Genomic DNA, 16,861 nt, shown 5'->3' on the forward strand with positions numbered 1-16,861 from the left:
GCTGGTCTCACTTGTCTGTCTTGGTGTCTTGCCCAGCGGCAATGTGTTGCCCTGGCTGAATATAGGTGCGGCGATAGCGTTGGCCGAGCCGCGTCAGGATTTCATAGGCAATCGTTCCCGCATCCTCGGCAATCGCTTCCAGCGGCTGGTTCGGGCCGATGATCTCGACCAGACTGCCATGCTTCAGCGTACCTTCCGGCAGCGCGGAAATATCAAGCGTCATGCTGTCCATCGAGACACGCCCGGCTATTGGAAGCCTGATGCCATTGTAATAGGCAGCCCCCCGGTTGCTGAGCGAACGCGGAATTCCGTCCGCGTAACCCGCAGCGATGGTCGCAAGCCGTGTTTCCCCGCTTGTCCGCAGGGAAGCGCCGTAGCCGACAAAGCTACCCGCTGGCACCGTCCGCGTCTGCACCACGGCAACGTTCAGCGCCACCACGGGCTTCATCGGATTGGGACGGGCGCTGGAGGGTGCGCCGCCATAAAGCGCAACGCCGGGGCGCATCAGGCTGTTGTGGTAATCCGCACCCAGAAAAACGCCGCCGGAATTGGCAAAGCTGACGGGCACATTGGGAAACATCTCAGCCGATTTGCGCATCACGCCAAGCTGCGATCCATTGGCCTCATGGTCCGGCTCATCGGCGCAGGCCAGATGGCTCATAATGTAGGCCAGCTCTATGCCGTTCAGCAGCGCGGGGCAGGCGTAAAGCTCTTCCAGCTCGTAAGGCGCAAGGCCAAGCCGCGACATGCCAGTATCGATCTGAAGCGCGGCAGGCAGGGTTCTTCCAAGCGTTGTCGCCTGCGCAGACCATTGCGCCACCTGCTCCAGCGAATTGAGGACAGGAACGATGTTCAGCCCAGCACAGGAGGTTTCATTGCCGGGCTGCAGTCCGTTCAGCACGAAAATCTTTGCATCCGCGCCAATGTGAAGGCGAAGCGAAATCGCTTCATCGATATGCGCCACGAAGAAATGGCGGCAGCCCGCGTCATAAAGAACAGGCGCCACGATATCTGCGCCCAGCCCATAGGCACCGGCCTTGACCACCGCGCTCGTCACGGCTGCGGGAGCCTGTGCTGCCAGCGCCAGATAATTGTCGCGCAAGGCGCTCAAATCGATTGTCAGATAGCCGCTTGCGCCGCCTTTGGCCTTCTGATGGCTGATTGTCATGTCCATCGTCGTTCCCTTTATTCTTATCCGAATAAGCTATTGCAACGATGATCGAATTTTTGCAGATTGAATGGAATTTCATGCGACTAATCGCAGGAATGCGCAATTTTATGCAACGAAACGGAATGAAATTATGTCGTCTCTGGACGCTACGGATCGCCACATCATCCGCCTGCTGCGGCTCAATGCGCGCATGAGCAATGCCAAGCTTGCCGCAGAGGTTGGTCTTTCGCCATCCGCCTGCCTGCGGCGCGTGGATATTCTGGAGCGGGAAGGCGTCATTCGCGGCTATACCGCCATCACCGGAAGTGCCGCGGGCGACGAGATGATCTCCGTCATCGTGCAGATCACACTGGACCGGCAGACGGAAGATTTTCTCAACCGCTTCGAAAACGCCGTGCGGCGTTATCCCGAGGTGCGGGAATGCTATCTGATGACCGGCGGTTCCGATTATCACCTGCGCGTCGAGGTGGAGACGGCGGGAGATTTCGAGCGGGTGCACAAGGACATATTGTCCAAGCTACCGGGCGTCTCGCGCATTCACTCCAGCTTCGCCATCAGAAACGCGCTCGCTGGCGGCAAGCTGAAGGTGGCGGAGCGAAAGCCCTGAAACTCTAAGCATTCCACCAGCGATAAAAATGGTGCACGGGGCCGCGCCCTTTGCCGATCTGGATATTGCGCCCGGCGGCCAGTGCGCCCTGGAGATATTCCTTGGCAAGGCCAATCGCATCCGGCAGAGCCAGCCCAAGTGCCAGGTGGGCGGTAATCGCTGCGGCAAGCGTGCAGCCTGTTCCGTGGTCGTTCGTGGTTTCGATGCGCGGCATGGAAAACTCCTGCACGCTCGTCCCGTCGAGAAGAAGATCGGTGCTTTCCGGCCCGCTTCCATGCCCGCCCTTGATCAGCACGGCGCGGGCTCCAAGCGCAAGAATTTGCTCGGCCTGCTTTATCGTCGCCTTGCGGTCACCAGCGATTTGGCTGCCGGTCAGTAGCGCGGCTTCGGGAAGGTTAGGCGTTGCAAGCAGCGCCTGTGGCAGCAGTTCTGCGCGCAGCGTTTCCACCGCTTCCTCTCGCAACAGCCGGTCGCCGGATGTCGCCACCATGACGGGATCGAGAACCACCGGCTGCGATTGTCCGCTAAGCCGCTCTGCAATGATGCGGATCGTATCGATGCGCGATACCATGCCGATCTTCACGGCCCTGATATCGAGATCGGAAAAGACCGCGTCCATCTGCGCTGCGATCACTTCGGCAGATACATCTTCGACTGCGGTCACGCCCTTCGTGTTCTGCGCGGTAATGGCCGTAATCACGCTCGATGCATAAACGCCGAGTGCCGAAAAGGTCTTGATATCCGCCTGTACTCCGGCGCCGCCGCCGCTGTCGGAACCGGCAATGGTCAATGCAATGGCCGTCATGCGCGCGCTCCAAGACCCTTATCTACCGCCCGGCGAAATTCCTCGGTCGCGGCAGCAATATTTTCCGCGCGGAACAGTGCGGAAATCAGCGCCACACCATCGGCTCCGGCGGCGATGATGGAAGGAACACGTTCCAGCGTGATCCCGGCAATGGCCCCAACCGGCGTGTCGGGCCGCTTGTGACTTAGAAAATCTCGCAGTTCCTTCAGCCCCTCCAGCCCGACCGGGCGGTCGGGATTGACCTTGGATGTGGTCTCGAACACGCCACCAATGCAGGCGTAATCCGCAGAGGTTTCAGCCACGCGCTCAGCATCCGCCATCGATTTCACCGTCAGGCCTATGATGGCTTCGGCACCCAAAAGCCGTCTTGCCATCTCAGTCTCTATGTCATCTGCCCCCAGATGCACGCCATCTGCGCCCGCAGCCAAAGCCACATCCACGCGGTCATTGATCACCAGTGGTACGCCGGTCCCTTTTAGAGCCTGCGCAATCAGCCTCGCCTGCTCGATCATGCGCCGGGTGGAAGCGTGCTTGTCACGGTACTGGATAATCGTCGCGCCATGGCGCGCGGCAATGGCTGCAAGCTCCGGCAGAGGCGCAATATCTGCAAGCGACGCATCAACGAGCGCGTTCAGCCGATAATCAATCTTCGTCATGTTCAATCCTTGCATGGGAGAGAATGTCGTTGCCGTTAAGGTTGAAGAGCGCATCCAGAAACGCTGCTTCGAAACTGCCCGGCCCGCGCGCATGCCGGGCTGCAATCTCAGCCGAAACGCCGGTCACGGTCAGTGCTGCGGCAGCCGCCAGCATCACGTCGTTTTCCACCGCCATGAAGGCGGCAATCACGCCACCGGAAAGGCACCCGGTTCCCGTTACTTTCGCCATAAGGGAGTGGCCGTTGACGATGCGGATTTTGCGGGTTGTATCGCTTAAACGATCCACAGCCCCTGTCTGGATACGAAGCGCCGTGCCTACATCGCCGATCACGGCCATTTCGGCAGCATTTCCACGCATGATGGATGGGTTGAGTTGCGCCAGCTCATGGGTGAAATCCAGCCGAGAAGGCGAATAATCGCAATGAACGGGGTCCACGATCCACGGCTTGCCTTCCCCATTGGCAATCGAGACCGCCATGCGGATAACCTTGCGCCGTTCAGCATCCAGCGTGCCAAGATTGATCGTCAGCGCGTCTGTCTTGCGAACAAAACTTTCGATCTCTTCTTCCGAAGAGGTCATGGAAGGAATGCCGCCCACGGCGGTAATACCGTCTGCAGTAAACTTCTGCACCACCGTATTCATCAGGCAATGAACGCGCGGACGTCGCTCCCGCACACGCGCCAGAAGATCTGCCGCCGTTTGAGCGGTGGGAAAACTCGACATGTCTCAATCGCCTCCAGACGCTGAGATCAGGGCACATTCGAGCGGAGAAAAGAAAAGCTTTGCCAGCAGCGGCGACCGTTCCGTTCCTACGCCGGCATAACCCGGATCAGGTTCAAGAGTTCGGCTCACCGCCATCTCAGCATCGTTCGATGCTCCCCTCGGAATGAGCGGAAACTGTCGCTTTTTTGCAGATGTGTCAATGCTTCACATGAAGCGTCGATTGCCTTCAGGCAGTGACGGCCTGTCCCGCCTGCTTGCGGAAGCCCGGCAGCGACCGGGCGCTTTCTTCCAGTGCATCGATCAGGTGATCGATCGTCGTGCGCGCCGGTCTGCCGAGTGCGGTGATCACGCCCCATTGGAAGGGCACGTGGAAGGAAAGCGGCAGCACGGCAAGGTCTTTTACCGGCAGCCCGCTGACGGTGATCGATTCGACCACGGCGACCCCAAGCCCGGCGCGGGCAAGCGACATGGACACATAGGTCGCGTTGCTATCGACAATGCCGTACAACTCTATGCCCTGCTCGCTGAAAGCCTGCTCGATCTGCATGCGCAACCGGTAGGGATTGGCAGGCGCGATGATGCGGCGGCGGGCAAGGTCGAGCGGGGTTATGACGTCATTCTGCGCCAGCGGATCATCCTGCCTAACGATGGCAACGCAGGGCACTTCGCCGATCCAGTGCACGTCTATACCGGGATTATCCAGCGGAAGGCTTGCAAGGCCCACATCCGCCGTGCGCGCCACCACGGCCTGAACGACATTTTCGGACGCGATGCTGCGCACATGCACCTGGTTTGGAAACAGAGGCTCTGGCAGCTTTGCGAGTGCCGTGGGCACGAGGCTTGCGGCCAGGGCTGGCACCGCCATGATTTCGATGGGCCGCGTATCGGCATCATCGATCCGCCTTGCGCTTTCGCTGATCGTGCGCAACCCGCCAAGAAAAAGCTCGGCCTGCGAGAAGAAAGCAATGCCCTGCTCGGTCGGCGCAATGCGCGGTCCGTTGCGGTGCAGAAGGGTGAAACCGATATCCTGCTCGAGGTCTTGGATGAGGCGGCTGACGACCGGCTGGGATTTGCCCAAAGCCTTTGCCGCGCCCGTCATGCTTCCGATGGATACCACCGCAACGAATGCTTCAAGCTGCCGGGTATCCAGATATTTCTCAATCATTTTCAGGCCTTGGGTGGCACGGTCTCAGTCGACCATATGTTTCGGCGGCTTCAACAAAACCTTGGAGCCTTTCCATTCGACAAGGAAACGCTCTTATCACCTGAAATGGACGTTTCAGGGGTTTTGCCCGTATGGAAGTGAAATAATTTGCCCACCCGTAGACCCAAACCGCGAGGGCCTTTCAATGTGGTAGGTGATGGCGCTTCCAGTGGCAAGCGCTATATTTTCACAACTGCGCGTTTTCCTGATCGGCCAGTTCCGGCTTCTTGCCTTCGAATAGGCGCGCGCGCGAACCGTTGAGATGCTGGCGCATCAACCGGCGGGAAAGCTCGCAATCGCGGTTCTTGATCGCCTCGTAAATGGCGGCGTGTTCGTCATAGACATGGCGAAGACCAAGCATCGAATTCTTCAGCGAAAGCCCGTGAAACTGCATGCCGACGGCAATATGATCCTTCAGCGCTTCCATGGCGGTGGAGAAATAGGTATTGCCGGAAGCCTTGGCGATTGCCAGATGAAACTGGAAATCGGCATCTTCCCGGTGCCGCTGACGGTTGGTCGCTTCTTTCAGCGAAGCCAGCGCGCGGCTGATCAGGGCAAGTTCCGCCTCGCCATAACGCTCCGCCGCGCAGGCTGCTGCTTCCGGCTCCACCGTCATGCGAAATTCGTAACAGTTCTGCAGATCGGCAATATTTTCCAGCGGGCTGAAGCCTAGCGCCTGCTTGACGCCGATGCTGCGCACGAAGCTGCCCGCACCCTGCCGCGAATAGACAAGGCCCTTGTCGCGCAGCTTTTTCAGCGCATCGCGCACAATGGGGCGGGAAACTTCGAATTCGGCGGCAAGATCGTGCTCCGTCGGCAGGCGCTCGTCATTCTTGTACGCGCCGGACTTGATGGCATGCTGAAGCCGTTCGTAAACGACGTCGCTCAAACTCTTGCGATGAGAAACCTGTTCTATCGCCCCCATGTTTTCTCAGCCTCTCCACCTGTTACAGCCTCGGCCAGCCGGACGAGTGTGTCCTCCGCTCCGAAGCCGCCTGATTTGGTAATGTAGAAGGTGCCATTCATTTCAGCAACGGGTAGGCCGGGCATTGCTTCGCCAACGAAACGCAGCAGATGAATGCCCTGCGCGTCGAAATAGGCCTCCGCCGTCGCCCCGCCGGAGAGCAGAACGGTGTCACCCTGCCGCACCATGGTTGCCAGGGAAGCGGAAAGTGCCGCCGCAGCTTGAGTTGCCGCGACTTCCGTTTCTGCGGGCACCGCCTGCAACAGCGTGATTGCCGCATTTTCCTGCCGGGTTTGACTGGAAGAAATCACCCCATTGGGTGCGGCATGATAGGCAAGGTCGGGATATCTGGCGCGAAGCTTCGACACCTGCTCCAGCGTGATCGGGTCGCGCGAACCCACCGCCATGACGACGCGGTGTGTGGGATAGGAAATTGGCTGGGCCTCCGTAGAGGCACCCCCCGCAATGGCTTTTGCCAGCGACAGCGCGCCGACCAACAGCTCATCCGGCTGAATGCCGTCAGCCACTGCCCGCATTTCCTCTGGCGTTGTCGTGTCCGGAAAACGGCATCGCGCCGCCAGCCGTCCAAGCTTCTCCGCAATCGAAATCGGGGCCGCCACCCCGAATCCTTCGATCATGCCGTTGCGCACAATGCGCCCGAATTCCGGAATGCCGGGCAGCACCACCGCGCGCTCGAATCCCAGCGCCTCGAGCTCCTCCTCAAGATTGCCTTTCAGCCGGGAATCGACCTTCTTGAACAGCCGGATGCCGGGTTTGAGTGCGGCTTTAACGGCTGCGACCCGTTGCGCTGCCTCACCCGCCGGAATTTCACGGCTTCGCGTGGTGACGGTTATGACGGCGGCATCGCTTTCGATGGCTTCCGCAATGAAGCGTTGATCGGCAACGACGGTGACTTTCTTTCCTGCAGCGGCAAAAGGCGCTGCCGTATCCAGCGCGCCCGTCAGATCATCCGCCACGATCAAAAGCCTGTCGAAATGCCTGCTCATTCCTGTTTCATTCCTTGTATCGATGTCGCGATAGGGAGGTCCCGGCTCTCGCATTGACCTCCCCTCTTGCGTCATCCTCGGGCTTGACCCGAGGATCCATCCACGTTGCGGGTGGCGAGACGTCGGTGGATGCTCGGGTCAAGCCCGAGCATGACGGCGGTGGGCGGGAGCGCCACCCGCCAAACCGCGTCCTCTCAATAAGCCGCCCGATAAACCCCCAGCACGTCCTCCACCGACATATCCCGCGGGTTATTGTTCATCAGCCGCCGGATGGCGTGGGCCTCCGTTGCCCAGTCTGAAAGGTCCGCTTCCTGCGCCTTATGCGCCGAAAGCCGCATCTCCACGCCGAGTGCCTTGCAGAAGCCATAGGCAGCATCGAGCACACCTTCCGGGTCTTTCGCGACCGCAAGACCGAGCGCTTCGAGCACTTCTGCGGTCTTCTCTGCGCGGGCAGGCACGTTGAAGGCCAGCACGTGCGGGAAGATGATGGCGTTTGCCAGGCCGTGGGGAAGGCCCAGCCGGGTTCCGAGCGGGTAGGCCAGCGCATGGCCCGCTGCCGTATTGACCGGGCCGAGGCAGATGCCGCCGTAATAGGAGGCGAGCATCATGCCCGCGCGCGCTTCGGTATCCTTGCCGTTTTCCACAGCACGGGCCAGATATTTGCCGACGAGGCGGATGCCCATGCGGGCGTAACCATCGATCAGGTCGTGGGCGTTGATGTTGGTGAAGGCTTCGACGCAATGGGCCATGGCGTCGATACCGGTTGCAGCCGTTACCGCCGGCGGAACGGACCATGTCAGTTCAGGGTCGAGAATGGCGATATCTGCCAGCAGATGCGGGCTTTCCACTGCCTTTTTCGAATGCGTTGCGCTATCGGTAATCAGCGCGCGGATACCGGCTTCGGAACCAGTACCTGCAGTCGTCGCGACCTGCGCCAGCGCGGTGCGTCTGCCAGCCACCTTGTTGGGGCCGACGACATGATCCAGAGACTGGTTGCCATCCCACAAGGCTGCAACGAGCTTGGCCACATCCAGCACCGAGCCGCCGCCGAGGCCGACGACCAGTTCGGGTTTCAGCGCCCGCGCCGTTGCCAGGGCCGCATCCAGCGCCTTGTCATCCGGCTCCGGCGGAGTGTTCGAGAAGACCTCGATATCGCCGGATAGCTTCAGCCGGTCGACGAAGCCGACCGTGTGTTCGGTGGCGATCACCAGCACGCGCTTGGTGCCTGCGGCCCATTCTCCAAGCTTGGAAGAAGCGCCCGCGCCGATTTCCAGTCGCTTCGGCTGATGCAGTGTTATTGGCCGTGCCATGGCATCCATGATCCTGCTCCTTACTGCTGTTCCAGCGCATCCATGCGCGCCCAGACGGTTTCGCGTTCCGCCTCGGATAGCTCCACCAGTGGCGGGTGCACGCGCAGCCAGCCATTATCGCCGCGACGCTTCGCCACCATGGCTTTCACGGTTGGAAGCTGCACATAGGAATTGGTCAGTTCACGCCAAGCGACGATGCGGTCCTGCGCGGCCTTCACGACATCTTCCTTGCCCGCGACGTTCCAGTTGTCGAAGACGATGCGAAGATCTGATGCAACGAGGTTGGAACTTGCGGTGATGCAGCCAGCGCCACCCACCTGCAACAGCGGCAGCAGCACCGGGTCGGCACCGGCCAGAACGCCGAAGCCGGGGAAGGCGGCAACCATGGCCTTCATATTGTCCAGATCGCCGGAGCTATCCTTGATGCCGACGACCACGCCGGGGAAATTCTTGCGCAGACGTGCAATCACATCATGCGGAATGGCGACGCCGGAAACCTGCGGAATATGGTAGAGGATGACCTTGAGGCGATTATCCTTCACCCCTTCGATCACCTTGGCATAGGCGCGGTAGATGCCCTCGGCGCTCACGCCCTTGTAATAGAAGGGCGGCAGCAGAACGACGGCGGGAACGCCTGCTTCCACCGCATGGCGAGTGAGTTCGATGGTGTCGGAAACAGCCGTCTGCGCCGTGCCGGGCAGAAGCTTTGCTGCGGGCACGCCGCCTGCAATCGCCTTTTCCAGAATGTCCATGCGCTGCTTGAGGCCGAAGGAATTGGCCTCGCCCGTCGTGCCGAGAAGCGCCACGCCATCGCAGCCCTCTTCGATCAGCGCCTTGCAATGGGCAGTGAACAGGCGGAAATCCGGCGTGCCGTCTTCCGCGATTGCTGTCGTTGCGGCGGAATAGACGCCGCTGATATCGAATGCATTAGCCATTGTTCTTCTTCTTTCCTGCAATCAGCTTGCGGGCATAGGCGATGGCCGCATTCATGTTGACGTGGTTGGCCTTGCCGGTTCCGGCAATGTCGAAGGCGGTGCCGTGATCGACCGAGGTGCGGTCGATGGGCAGGCCGACGGACACGTTGACGGCGGTGTCGAAGGCCACGAGCTTGATCGGGATATGGCCCTGATCGTGATACTGCGCGATGACGAGATCGAACCCGCCCTGATAGGCGCGGTGATATACCGTATCGGCGGAAATCGGGCCATAGACATCGATGCCCTCGGCGCGTGCTTTCGCAACGGCGGGTGCGACGAACTCATCATCCTCAGTGCCGAACAGACCGTTTTCGCCGCAATGCGGATTGATGCCCGCCACCGCAATCTTCGGCTTGTCGTAACCGATGCGTTTCAGATGATTGTTGCCAGCGCGAATGGTCGCCAGAATACGCTCCGGCCTGGCGCGGGTGATCGCATCCTTCAATGCTACGTGGGTCGAGACATGGATGACCTTGAGGCGCTCGGATGCCAGCAGCATGAAAGCGGATTTGGAGCCGGTCAACGATGTCAGCATGCCGGTGTGGCCATCATAATGGTGGCCCGCGGAATTCAGCGCTTCCTTGTTGATCGGGGCCGTGACGATGCAGCCGATCTTGCCTGCGCTCGCCGCCTTCACGGCGCTGTCGATGAAGCGGAAGGAGGCATCGCCCGAGACCGAACTGAGCTTGCCCCATGCAACCGGCGCACCTTCGATCTCGATGTCTTCGACAAGACCCGTCAGGTCGAGGTCGGAACCGAGTGCCGTCTTGGCGGCCTCAAGCTGCTTGAGGTTGCCGAAAACGCGGGTGTTGGCCCGGTCCTCGGCGCTCATTTCGGTCAGGGCCTTGATGGTGATTTCCGGGCCGACGCCAGCCGGGTCGCCCATGGTGATGCCAACGATATCGCTCATGCGTTTTCTCCGTCGATCCAGCCTTTTTCAAGCTGCACGTATTTGATGGCGCGTCGGTAATAGGTGTAGGCAAGGTGCAGCGTGCCGTCCTTGCCTTCCAGTAGCGCCGGGTAAGACATTTCCTTGTTGCGGCCATCGACCGAATTGTTCGAAAGGCAGGTGCCGGGACCGTCTTCCACGATGCGCCGCTGCGGGAAGCTCTTGCCGCCATCTGAGGAAATGCAGAGCGTTACCGGCGCGCGCGGCACGCCCCAGATCGGCGTGATGCCGCCTTCCGCATTCGGGCGATGGTCGTCTTCGCCAAGCTCGTCGTAAAGAGACTCGCGGCGCGCATCGGATGTGGCGGCGGAAACGGGGTTGCACAGCAGCGCCACGCGGCCATCGGCAAGGCGAATGGCGGCGATGGAAGAGTTGTTGTTGGGAACATCCGTTGCCTGCGGTACGGACCAGCTGCGCCCACCATCGCGGCTTTCGGTTCGATAGACGAAATCCGACTGGCGGCGGCGGAAGAAGGCGGCCATGTCCTGTCCGCCCAGGGACACGATGGTCATGTGTACGCAGCCGAAACTATCCGGCACATCGGTCACGGCCCAGGTCTTGCCTTTGTCGGTGCTGACGGCGACAGCCGCCGTATCATGCGTGCCGGTCCACTTCGCGCCGGGGCGTGGGTTGCAGAGAAAGAGCGGCAACATCCACGCGCCGTCATCGCGGCGCACGATGGTGGCCCGGATGAAGGTGCCGTTTGCTAGTCCGATATCGCGAGCAGGGCCGGATGTGATTTCACCGTTCGTCGCGGAGAGATCGTGCATCATCACGCGGCTCTCATCCTGATTGCCGGAAGGCTGCGCGGTGTGGAAAAGCAGGATGTTTCCATCCGGCTTCACATAGATCATCGGGTTCTGTTCGGAACGTTCCCCGTCATGGCTGGCAAGGTGTGCCCTCGACCATGTGTCTGCGCCATCCGCCAGCGTCGAGATGTGAATGGAAATATCGGACTTGCCTTCCAGCGTTCCACCGAACCAGGCGCAGGCCAATTCGCCGCCCGGCAGGAAGCTTAGAAACGCCGCATGATTCTGGATTTTGGGGGAGGGGAGAAAGGCTTCCTTACGTCCCTGGCCTGCCGCAAAAAGATGCCCATCCATCTTTGCAGCTATCTCGTCCGGCGTCATGAATTTCCTCCCATCGCGTGCCTTGTTGGTGGCGATAATCCGCTTGTAAACAAATGTTGTCAAGTTGGATTGATGCAAATTACCTTATGGTTCTGGCAGATGAAGTCAAAATAAAATAATGAAAACAATATATTATGAAATTAAAACGATAAGAAATTTCTGTAAAGAAGATATTAAGTTGACAAATTGATGAGGCCGGTTCAAGTTTACGTCCAGTCAATGTGAGGAGCATCGGCAGCGGTACCTCGGGCCTTGAAAGGGTGCGGGCGCTGTTCATCAGGGAGGAAGTCATGAAGGGTACAAGACTGCTCATCGGCGCGCTGCTGGCTGCGTCTGCGGTAACGCCAAGCTATGCGCAGGGCGCTGGCAAAGGCGTCACCATCGTTCTGGACGAGGAAGTGGACCTCGTGGAGCCATGCATGGCTACGCGCTCCAATATCGGTCGCATCATTCTTCAGAATGTGTCGGAAACGCTGACCGAGCTCGACGTTCGCAACAACAAAGGTCTTCAGCCGCGTCTGGCCGAGAAGTGGGAAGAATCCAAGCCCGGCACATGGCGCTTCCATCTGCGCAAGGGCGCAAAGTTCTCCGATGGCTCCGCTTTCGATGCGGGCGATGTGAAGCACTCCATCGAACGCGCCATGAGCAGCAAGCTCTCCTGCGAAACGCCGCGCTATTTCGGCGATACCAAGATTTCCGCCAATGTTGTTGATGATAACACCATCGACATTACCGCAGACCCGGCGCAGCCGATCCTGCCGCTGCTGATGACGCTCGTCACCATCGTTCCCTCGGAAACGCCGCTGGAATTCACCCGCAACCCAATCGGCACCGGCCCTTACAAGCTGACCGAATGGAAGGCTGGCCAGAACATCACGCTGGAGCGCCGCGACGATTATTGGGGCAAGGCTCCCGATGTCACCAAGGCAACCTATGTCTTCCGTGCCGATCCAGCCGTTCGTGCGGCGATGGTCAAGGCAGGCGAGGCGGATCTTGCGCCGAATATTTCCGAGCTGGATGCGACGGATGCGAAGATCGATTTCAGCTATCTGAATTCCGAAACCTTCTACATGCGCGTCGACACCTCCATCAAGCCGCTGGATGACGTGCGCGTTCGCAAGGCGCTGAACATGGCGCTGGATCGCGATGCCTTCATCGGCACGCTGCTGCCAAAGGGCGCAGTGAAGGCCGTTGCCATGGTTCCGCCCAGCACGCTTGGCTGGAACCCGGATGTAAAGCCGATGCCGTTCGATCCTGAAGGCGCAAAGAAGCTGCTCGAGGAAGCCAAGGCCGATGGCGTGCCGGTGGATACGCCAATCACCATCGTCGGACGCACCAATAACTTCCCGAATGTCGTCGAAGTTCTGGAAGCCGCCCAGCAGATGTTCGAAGCCGTCGGTTTCAAGACCAAGCTTCAGATGTATGAAGTGGCGGAATTCGAGAAGCAGTATTCCAAGCCATATCCGGAAAATCGTGGTCCGCAGCTCGTCGCTGCCCAGCACGATAACTCCCGTGGCGACCCTGTCTTCTCCATGTACTTCAAATATGACAGCAAGGGCCGTCAGTCCGGCATCGCCAACCCGGAAGTGGACAAGATGATTGCGGATGCAAGTGCTGCCACCGGCGAGCAGCGCACCAAGGACTGGCAGAAGCTCATCGCCTATCTCTACAATGACGAGGTTGCGGATGTCCTGATGTTCCACATGGTTGGTTTTGCCCGCGTCAACCCACGCATCGAGTTCAAGCCGACCATTGCCACGAACTCTTCCTTGCAGCTGTCTGAAATCAGCTTCAAGTAATCCAACCCAACGCCAATCGGAAAAGGCGGGCTCAGTTCCGCCTTTTCTCCATCACCGGAGAAAGTTCGATGGGAAAGAAGATTTACAAGCGGATCATATCGAGCCTGTTCTCGCTGGTTGCGCTTATCGTTATCGTGTTCTTCCTCTCAAGGCTCACCGGCGATCCGGCGGCTCTGTTCCTGCCGATCGACGCCAGCCAAGAGATGCTGGACAAGTTCCGCGAACTTCACGGTCTGAACGATCCGCTGATCGAGCAATTCGGTCGTTACGTCTGGGATGTGCTGCATCTGGATTTCGGTGACTCGCTGCGCAAGGCGCGTCCCGCCATCGATGTCGTGTTGGAAGCCTTTACCTGGACGCTGCAACTGGCGCTGATCACCATCTCACTCGTCACTGTCGCCGCCATCGTCATCGGTTCTCTCGCAGCTTTCCGCCCCGGCGGCCTGTTCGATCGCTTCGTGTCGCTGGTGTCGCTGATCGGCGCATCCGCGCCGGATTTCTGGATCGCCATCGTCGGCATCGTCGTCTTCTCCGTCACGCTCGGCTGGGTTCCCACATCTGGCACCGGCACCATCTGGCACTGGATTTTGCCGATTGCGGTTCTCTTCATCCGCCCCTTCGGCCTTATCCTGCAAATCGTTCGCGGCTCGATGCTCACCGCCTTCGGCTCGGCCTATGTGAAGACGGCGCGCGCCAAGGGTGTCGGCAACCGCGCCATCATCTTCGTTCACACGCTGCGCAATGCCATGCTGCCGGTCATCACCGTGATTGGCGATCAGGCCGCTGCCATGCTCAACGGTGCCGTGGTGGTGGAAACCATTTTCGGCTTCCCCGGCGTCGGCAAGCTCATGATCGATTCCATTCTCCAGCGAGATTTCAACGTCATTCTCGCGGCGATCATGGTGACTGCTATCGCCATCTTCATCATGAACCTGCTGATCGACCTTGCCTATGCGGCGCTCGATCCTCGCCTGCGGACGTGAGGCCATGACCATGACCAGTACAATTCCACAGATTGAAACCGTCGAAGCCAAAGAGCGCAGCCGCTTTGCCGTTATTCTCGGCATGTTGTGGCGGGACAAGTTCGCCTTCGTCGCCACGCTGTTTCTGATCTTTGCCGTGTTCTGCGCACTCTTCGGGCCGATGCTCCTGAACGATTCAGCAACCGCCATGAACCTGCGGGCGCGCAACATGGCGCCGTTCAGCCTTGCCAATGGCTGGATGTTCGTGCTTGGCGCAGATGCGCTGGGCCGCTCGCTTCTTGCCCGCATCGTGGTTGCGGCCCAAAACACGATGATGATTGCCGCCGGTGCCGTTGTCTGCTCGGCCATCATGGGTTCGCTTCTGGGGCTGGTAGCTGGTTACGCCTCGCAGCGCGTGTCGAACATCATCATGCGTCTGGCGGACGTCATCATGTCCTTCCCGTCGCTGCTGCTTGCCGTTATCGTCCTTTATATGCTGGCGCCGTCGGTGGGGAACATCATCATCGTTCTCGCCATCACCCGCATCCCGATCTACCTGCGCACGACGCGTGCCGAGGTGCTGGAAATCCGTCAGCGCATGTTCGTGCAGGCAGCGGAAGTCATGGGCGCATCGTCCATGCGCATCGTCTTCCGCCACATCCTGCCGATGGTCATTCCGACGCTGGTCACGATTGCAACGCTCGATTTCGCCTTCGTCATGCTGGCGGAATCCTCGCTGTCCTTCCTCGGCATCGGCATTCAGCCGCCGGAAATCACCTGGGGCCTGATGGTGGCGCAGGGCAAGCAGTACCTGACGAATGCCTGGTGGCTGGCTTTCTGGCCGGGTCTGGCAATCATTCTCACCACGCTCTCGCTCAACCTTCTGTCCAACTGGATGCGTATCGCGCTCGACCCTGTTCAGCGCTGGAGACTGGAAATCGGAGGAAAGAAGAATGGCTGATCATCTGCTGGAAGTCCGCGATCTCTCCGTCCAGTTCCACACCGCCGGCGGCATCGTCAAAGCCGTCAGGAATATCAGCTGGCATCTGGATCGCGGCGAAACGCTCGCCATCCTCGGCGAAAGCGGTTCGGGCAAATCGGTTTCGGCGTCTGCCATCATGAATCTCATCGATATGCCGCCCGGTGAAATCACCAGCGGGCAAGTGCTGTTTTCCGGCCAGAACCTGCTGACCATGAGCAATGAAGAGCGCCGCTCCATCAACGGCAAGCGCATCGCCATGATCTTTCAGGATCCGCTCAGCCATCTGAGCCCGGTCTACACGGTCGGCTGGCAGATCATCGAAGTCATGACGGTGCATGGTGTGCAGGCGGATGCGGCCCGCAAACGCGCCATAGAGCTTTTCACCCGCGTCGGCCTGCCATCGCCGGAAGCGGCCATGGACAAGTATCCGCACCAGTTCTCCGGCGGCCAGCGCCAGCGCATCATGATTGCCATGGCGCTTGCCATGAAGCCGGATATCGTCATCGCCGACGAACCGACGACCGCGCTCGACGTCACCGTTCAGGCCGAAGTTCTTAAGCTGCTGGGAGAGTTGCAGAAGGAAACCGGCATGGGCCTGCTGCTCATCACCCACGATCTGGGCGTGGTGGCGGAAATAGCGGATCGCGTGGTGGTGATGAATTCCGGCGAGATCGTCGAATACGGCACGCCGGATGAGGTTTATCACAACCCCAAGCACCCCTATACTCTGAAGCTGATTTCCGCAGCACCCGGCAAAGGCGAGATGCACCAGCCGGATGCCAAGGGCGAACCGCTGCTGCGCGTTCAAAATCTCGAAAAATCCTATGGTGCCTTCAAGGCGCTGAAGGGCGTGAATTTCGATCTGATGCCGGGCGAAACGCTTGCTATCGTCGGGGAAAGCGGCTCGGGAAAATCCACTCTCGCCAGAACCCTGCTGCGGCTGGAGCCATCCGATTCCGGTGAGGCCTTCTGGAAAGGCCGTGATCTACTGACCATGCCGCCGAAGGAACTCTACGCGCTGCGCCGCCAGATGCAGATGGTGTTTCAGGACCCGACGCAATCGCTCAACCCACGCATGTCGGTCTTCCAGCTGATCTCGGAGGCATGGGTCATCCATCCCGAAATTCTGCCCAAGGCCAAATGGCGGGCGAGGGTGGATGAGCTGCTGACGCAGGTCGGCCTCTCGCCCTCCCACGCCCAGCGCTACCCGCACCAGTTCTCCGGCGGCCAGCGCCAGCGAATTGCCATTGCCCGTGCTCTGGCGCTGGAACCGCAACTGATCGTCTGCGACGAAGCCGTCTCGGCGCTCGATGTTTCCATTCAGGCGCAGGTCATCGCACTGCTCGACAAACTTCGCCGCGAACTCGGCATCGCCTTCATCTTCATCGCGCATGATTTGCCGGTGGTGCGGGATTTCGCGGACCATGTGATGGTTATGCAGAATGGCGCGGTGGTGGAAATGGGAACGGTGCGGCAGATTTTCGAAAGCCCGGAGAAGGATTATACGCAGAGACTGTTGGCTGCGGGGCTTGATCCCGATCCGCGGGTGCAGGCGGCGAAGGTGAGGGCTTAGTCACTACATCATGGCCGTTTCACGCGTGTCGAAACCCCTCA

The 16,861-nt window shown here is 59.7% G+C and carries 16 protein-coding genes and 1 riboswitch; of the genes, 5 read left to right on the forward strand and 11 right to left on the reverse strand.

Features of this window, described 5'->3' with window-relative positions:
• Positions 1-7 precede the first annotated feature (7 nt).
• Positions 8-1,174, reverse strand: a complete 1,167-nt coding sequence (alr, locus tag CFBP5473_RS19900) for an alanine racemase (RefSeq protein WP_051441259.1) — start codon at positions 1,172-1,174, stop codon at positions 8-10.
• 127 nt (positions 1,175-1,301) lie between these two features.
• Here alr and CFBP5473_RS19905 point away from each other — a divergent pair, with 127 nt between their 5' ends.
• Positions 1,302-1,778, forward strand: coding sequence for an Lrp/AsnC family transcriptional regulator (locus tag CFBP5473_RS19905; RefSeq protein WP_027675216.1), 477 nt, complete (start codon positions 1,302-1,304; stop codon positions 1,776-1,778).
• Between the two features lie 4 nt (positions 1,779-1,782).
• Here CFBP5473_RS19905 and thiD read toward each other — a convergent pair whose 3' ends face one another.
• From thiD to CFBP5473_RS19955, 10 genes are all read right to left on the reverse strand, one after another.
• Positions 1,783-2,583, reverse strand: a complete 801-nt coding sequence (thiD, locus tag CFBP5473_RS19910; protein ID WP_027675215.1) for a bifunctional hydroxymethylpyrimidine kinase/phosphomethylpyrimidine kinase — start codon at positions 2,581-2,583, stop codon at positions 1,783-1,785.
• Complete coding sequence (thiE, locus tag CFBP5473_RS19915) at positions 2,580-3,239, reverse strand: thiamine phosphate synthase (RefSeq protein WP_027675214.1); 660 nt, start codon at positions 3,237-3,239, stop codon at positions 2,580-2,582. The genes thiD and thiE overlap by 4 nt, the downstream gene beginning before the upstream one ends.
• Positions 3,226-3,963 (reverse strand): hydroxyethylthiazole kinase, encoded by a 738-nt coding sequence (locus CFBP5473_RS19920; RefSeq protein WP_027675213.1) that lies wholly within the window; start codon positions 3,961-3,963, stop codon positions 3,226-3,228. The genes thiE and CFBP5473_RS19920 overlap by 14 nt, the downstream gene beginning before the upstream one ends.
• Before the next feature lie 66 nt (positions 3,964-4,029).
• Positions 4,030-4,132, reverse strand: a riboswitch (TPP riboswitch).
• A 57-nt stretch (positions 4,133-4,189) separates the two neighbouring features.
• The gene (locus CFBP5473_RS19925) at positions 4,190-5,128 is read right to left on the reverse strand and encodes a LysR family transcriptional regulator (RefSeq protein ID WP_037170934.1); all 939 of its coding nucleotides are present in this window, start codon (positions 5,126-5,128) and stop codon (positions 4,190-4,192) included.
• A gap of 226 nt (positions 5,129-5,354) precedes the next feature.
• Positions 5,355-6,092, reverse strand: coding sequence for a FadR/GntR family transcriptional regulator (locus CFBP5473_RS19930; RefSeq protein ID WP_051441258.1), 738 nt, complete (start codon positions 6,090-6,092; stop codon positions 5,355-5,357).
• Positions 6,080-7,138 carry a four-carbon acid sugar kinase family protein gene (locus CFBP5473_RS19935; protein ID WP_027675212.1) on the reverse strand — a complete coding sequence of 353 codons (1,059 nt, stop codon included), beginning with the start codon at positions 7,136-7,138 and terminating at the stop codon, positions 6,080-6,082. Before CFBP5473_RS19935 ends, CFBP5473_RS19930 begins: the two co-directional genes overlap by 13 nt.
• A gap of 194 nt (positions 7,139-7,332) precedes the next feature.
• Complete coding sequence (locus CFBP5473_RS19940; RefSeq protein WP_027675211.1) at positions 7,333-8,457, reverse strand: iron-containing alcohol dehydrogenase; 1,125 nt, start codon at positions 8,455-8,457, stop codon at positions 7,333-7,335.
• 11 nt (positions 8,458-8,468) lie between these two features.
• Positions 8,469-9,383: a dihydrodipicolinate synthase family protein gene (locus CFBP5473_RS19945; protein ID WP_027675210.1), complete on the reverse strand. Its 915-nt coding sequence runs from the start codon at positions 9,381-9,383 to the stop codon at positions 8,469-8,471.
• On the reverse strand, positions 9,376-10,335 hold the full coding sequence (pdxA, locus tag CFBP5473_RS19950) for a 4-hydroxythreonine-4-phosphate dehydrogenase PdxA (RefSeq protein ID WP_027675209.1): 960 nt from the start codon (positions 10,333-10,335) through the stop codon (positions 9,376-9,378). Before pdxA ends, CFBP5473_RS19945 begins: the two co-directional genes overlap by 8 nt.
• Entirely contained in the window at positions 10,332-11,504 is a 1,173-nt protein-coding gene (locus CFBP5473_RS19955; protein WP_027675208.1) for a sialidase family protein, read from the reverse strand. The genes pdxA and CFBP5473_RS19955 overlap by 4 nt, the downstream gene beginning before the upstream one ends.
• A 290-nt stretch (positions 11,505-11,794) precedes the next feature.
• Here CFBP5473_RS19955 and CFBP5473_RS19960 point away from each other — a divergent pair, with 290 nt between their 5' ends.
• The 4 genes from CFBP5473_RS19960 to CFBP5473_RS19975 all read left to right on the forward strand — a co-directional run bounded on the left by CFBP5473_RS19960 (position 11,795) and on the right by CFBP5473_RS19975 (position 16,820).
• A complete protein-coding gene (locus CFBP5473_RS19960) occupies positions 11,795-13,303 on the forward strand; it encodes an ABC transporter substrate-binding protein (protein ID WP_027675207.1) in 1,509 nt (502 codons plus the stop codon).
• Positions 13,304-13,371: 68 nt separating this feature from the next.
• A complete protein-coding gene (locus tag CFBP5473_RS19965; RefSeq protein WP_027675206.1) occupies positions 13,372-14,286 on the forward strand; it encodes an ABC transporter permease in 915 nt (304 codons plus the stop codon).
• A 4-nt stretch (positions 14,287-14,290) separates the two neighbouring features.
• Positions 14,291-15,226 (forward strand): ABC transporter permease, encoded by a 936-nt coding sequence (locus CFBP5473_RS19970; RefSeq protein WP_027675205.1) that lies wholly within the window; start codon positions 14,291-14,293, stop codon positions 15,224-15,226.
• Positions 15,219-16,820, forward strand: coding sequence for an ABC transporter ATP-binding protein (locus tag CFBP5473_RS19975; protein WP_027675204.1), 1,602 nt, complete (start codon positions 15,219-15,221; stop codon positions 16,818-16,820). The genes CFBP5473_RS19970 and CFBP5473_RS19975 overlap by 8 nt, the downstream gene beginning before the upstream one ends.
• The last annotated feature ends 41 nt before the right edge of the window (positions 16,821-16,861 follow it).

It is taken from the genome of Agrobacterium larrymoorei, assembly GCF_005145045.1.
GTDB classification, from domain to species: Bacteria; Pseudomonadota; Alphaproteobacteria; order Rhizobiales; family Rhizobiaceae; genus Agrobacterium; species Agrobacterium larrymoorei.

Coding starts and splice junctions, on each gene's coding strand:
- alr (WP_051441259.1), bottom strand. CDS start 1,174: ATGGACATGACAATCAGCCATCAGAAGGCCAAAGGCGGCGCAAGCGGC.
- CFBP5473_RS19905 (WP_027675216.1), top strand. CDS start 1,302: ATGTCGTCTCTGGACGCTACGGATCGCCACATCATCCGCCTGCTGCGG.
- thiD (WP_027675215.1), bottom strand. CDS start 2,583: ATGACGGCCATTGCATTGACCATTGCCGGTTCCGACAGCGGCGGCGGC.
- thiE (WP_027675214.1), bottom strand. CDS start 3,239: ATGACGAAGATTGATTATCGGCTGAACGCGCTCGTTGATGCGTCGCTT.
- CFBP5473_RS19920 (WP_027675213.1), bottom strand. CDS start 3,963: ATGTCGAGTTTTCCCACCGCTCAAACGGCGGCAGATCTTCTGGCGCGT.
- CFBP5473_RS19925 (WP_037170934.1), bottom strand. CDS start 5,128: ATGATTGAGAAATATCTGGATACCCGGCAGCTTGAAGCATTCGTTGCG.
- CFBP5473_RS19930 (WP_051441258.1), bottom strand. CDS start 6,092: ATGGGGGCGATAGAACAGGTTTCTCATCGCAAGAGTTTGAGCGACGTC.
- CFBP5473_RS19935 (WP_027675212.1), bottom strand. CDS start 7,138: ATGAGCAGGCATTTCGACAGGCTTTTGATCGTGGCGGATGATCTGACG.
- CFBP5473_RS19940 (WP_027675211.1), bottom strand. CDS start 8,457: ATGGATGCCATGGCACGGCCAATAACACTGCATCAGCCGAAGCGACTG.
- CFBP5473_RS19945 (WP_027675210.1), bottom strand. CDS start 9,383: ATGGCTAATGCATTCGATATCAGCGGCGTCTATTCCGCCGCAACGACA.
- pdxA (WP_027675209.1), bottom strand. CDS start 10,335: ATGAGCGATATCGTTGGCATCACCATGGGCGACCCGGCTGGCGTCGGC.
- CFBP5473_RS19955 (WP_027675208.1), bottom strand. CDS start 11,504: ATGACGCCGGACGAGATAGCTGCAAAGATGGATGGGCATCTTTTTGCG.
- CFBP5473_RS19960 (WP_027675207.1), top strand. CDS start 11,795: ATGAAGGGTACAAGACTGCTCATCGGCGCGCTGCTGGCTGCGTCTGCG.
- CFBP5473_RS19965 (WP_027675206.1), top strand. CDS start 13,372: ATGGGAAAGAAGATTTACAAGCGGATCATATCGAGCCTGTTCTCGCTG.
- CFBP5473_RS19970 (WP_027675205.1), top strand. CDS start 14,291: ATGACCATGACCAGTACAATTCCACAGATTGAAACCGTCGAAGCCAAA.
- CFBP5473_RS19975 (WP_027675204.1), top strand. CDS start 15,219: ATGGCTGATCATCTGCTGGAAGTCCGCGATCTCTCCGTCCAGTTCCAC.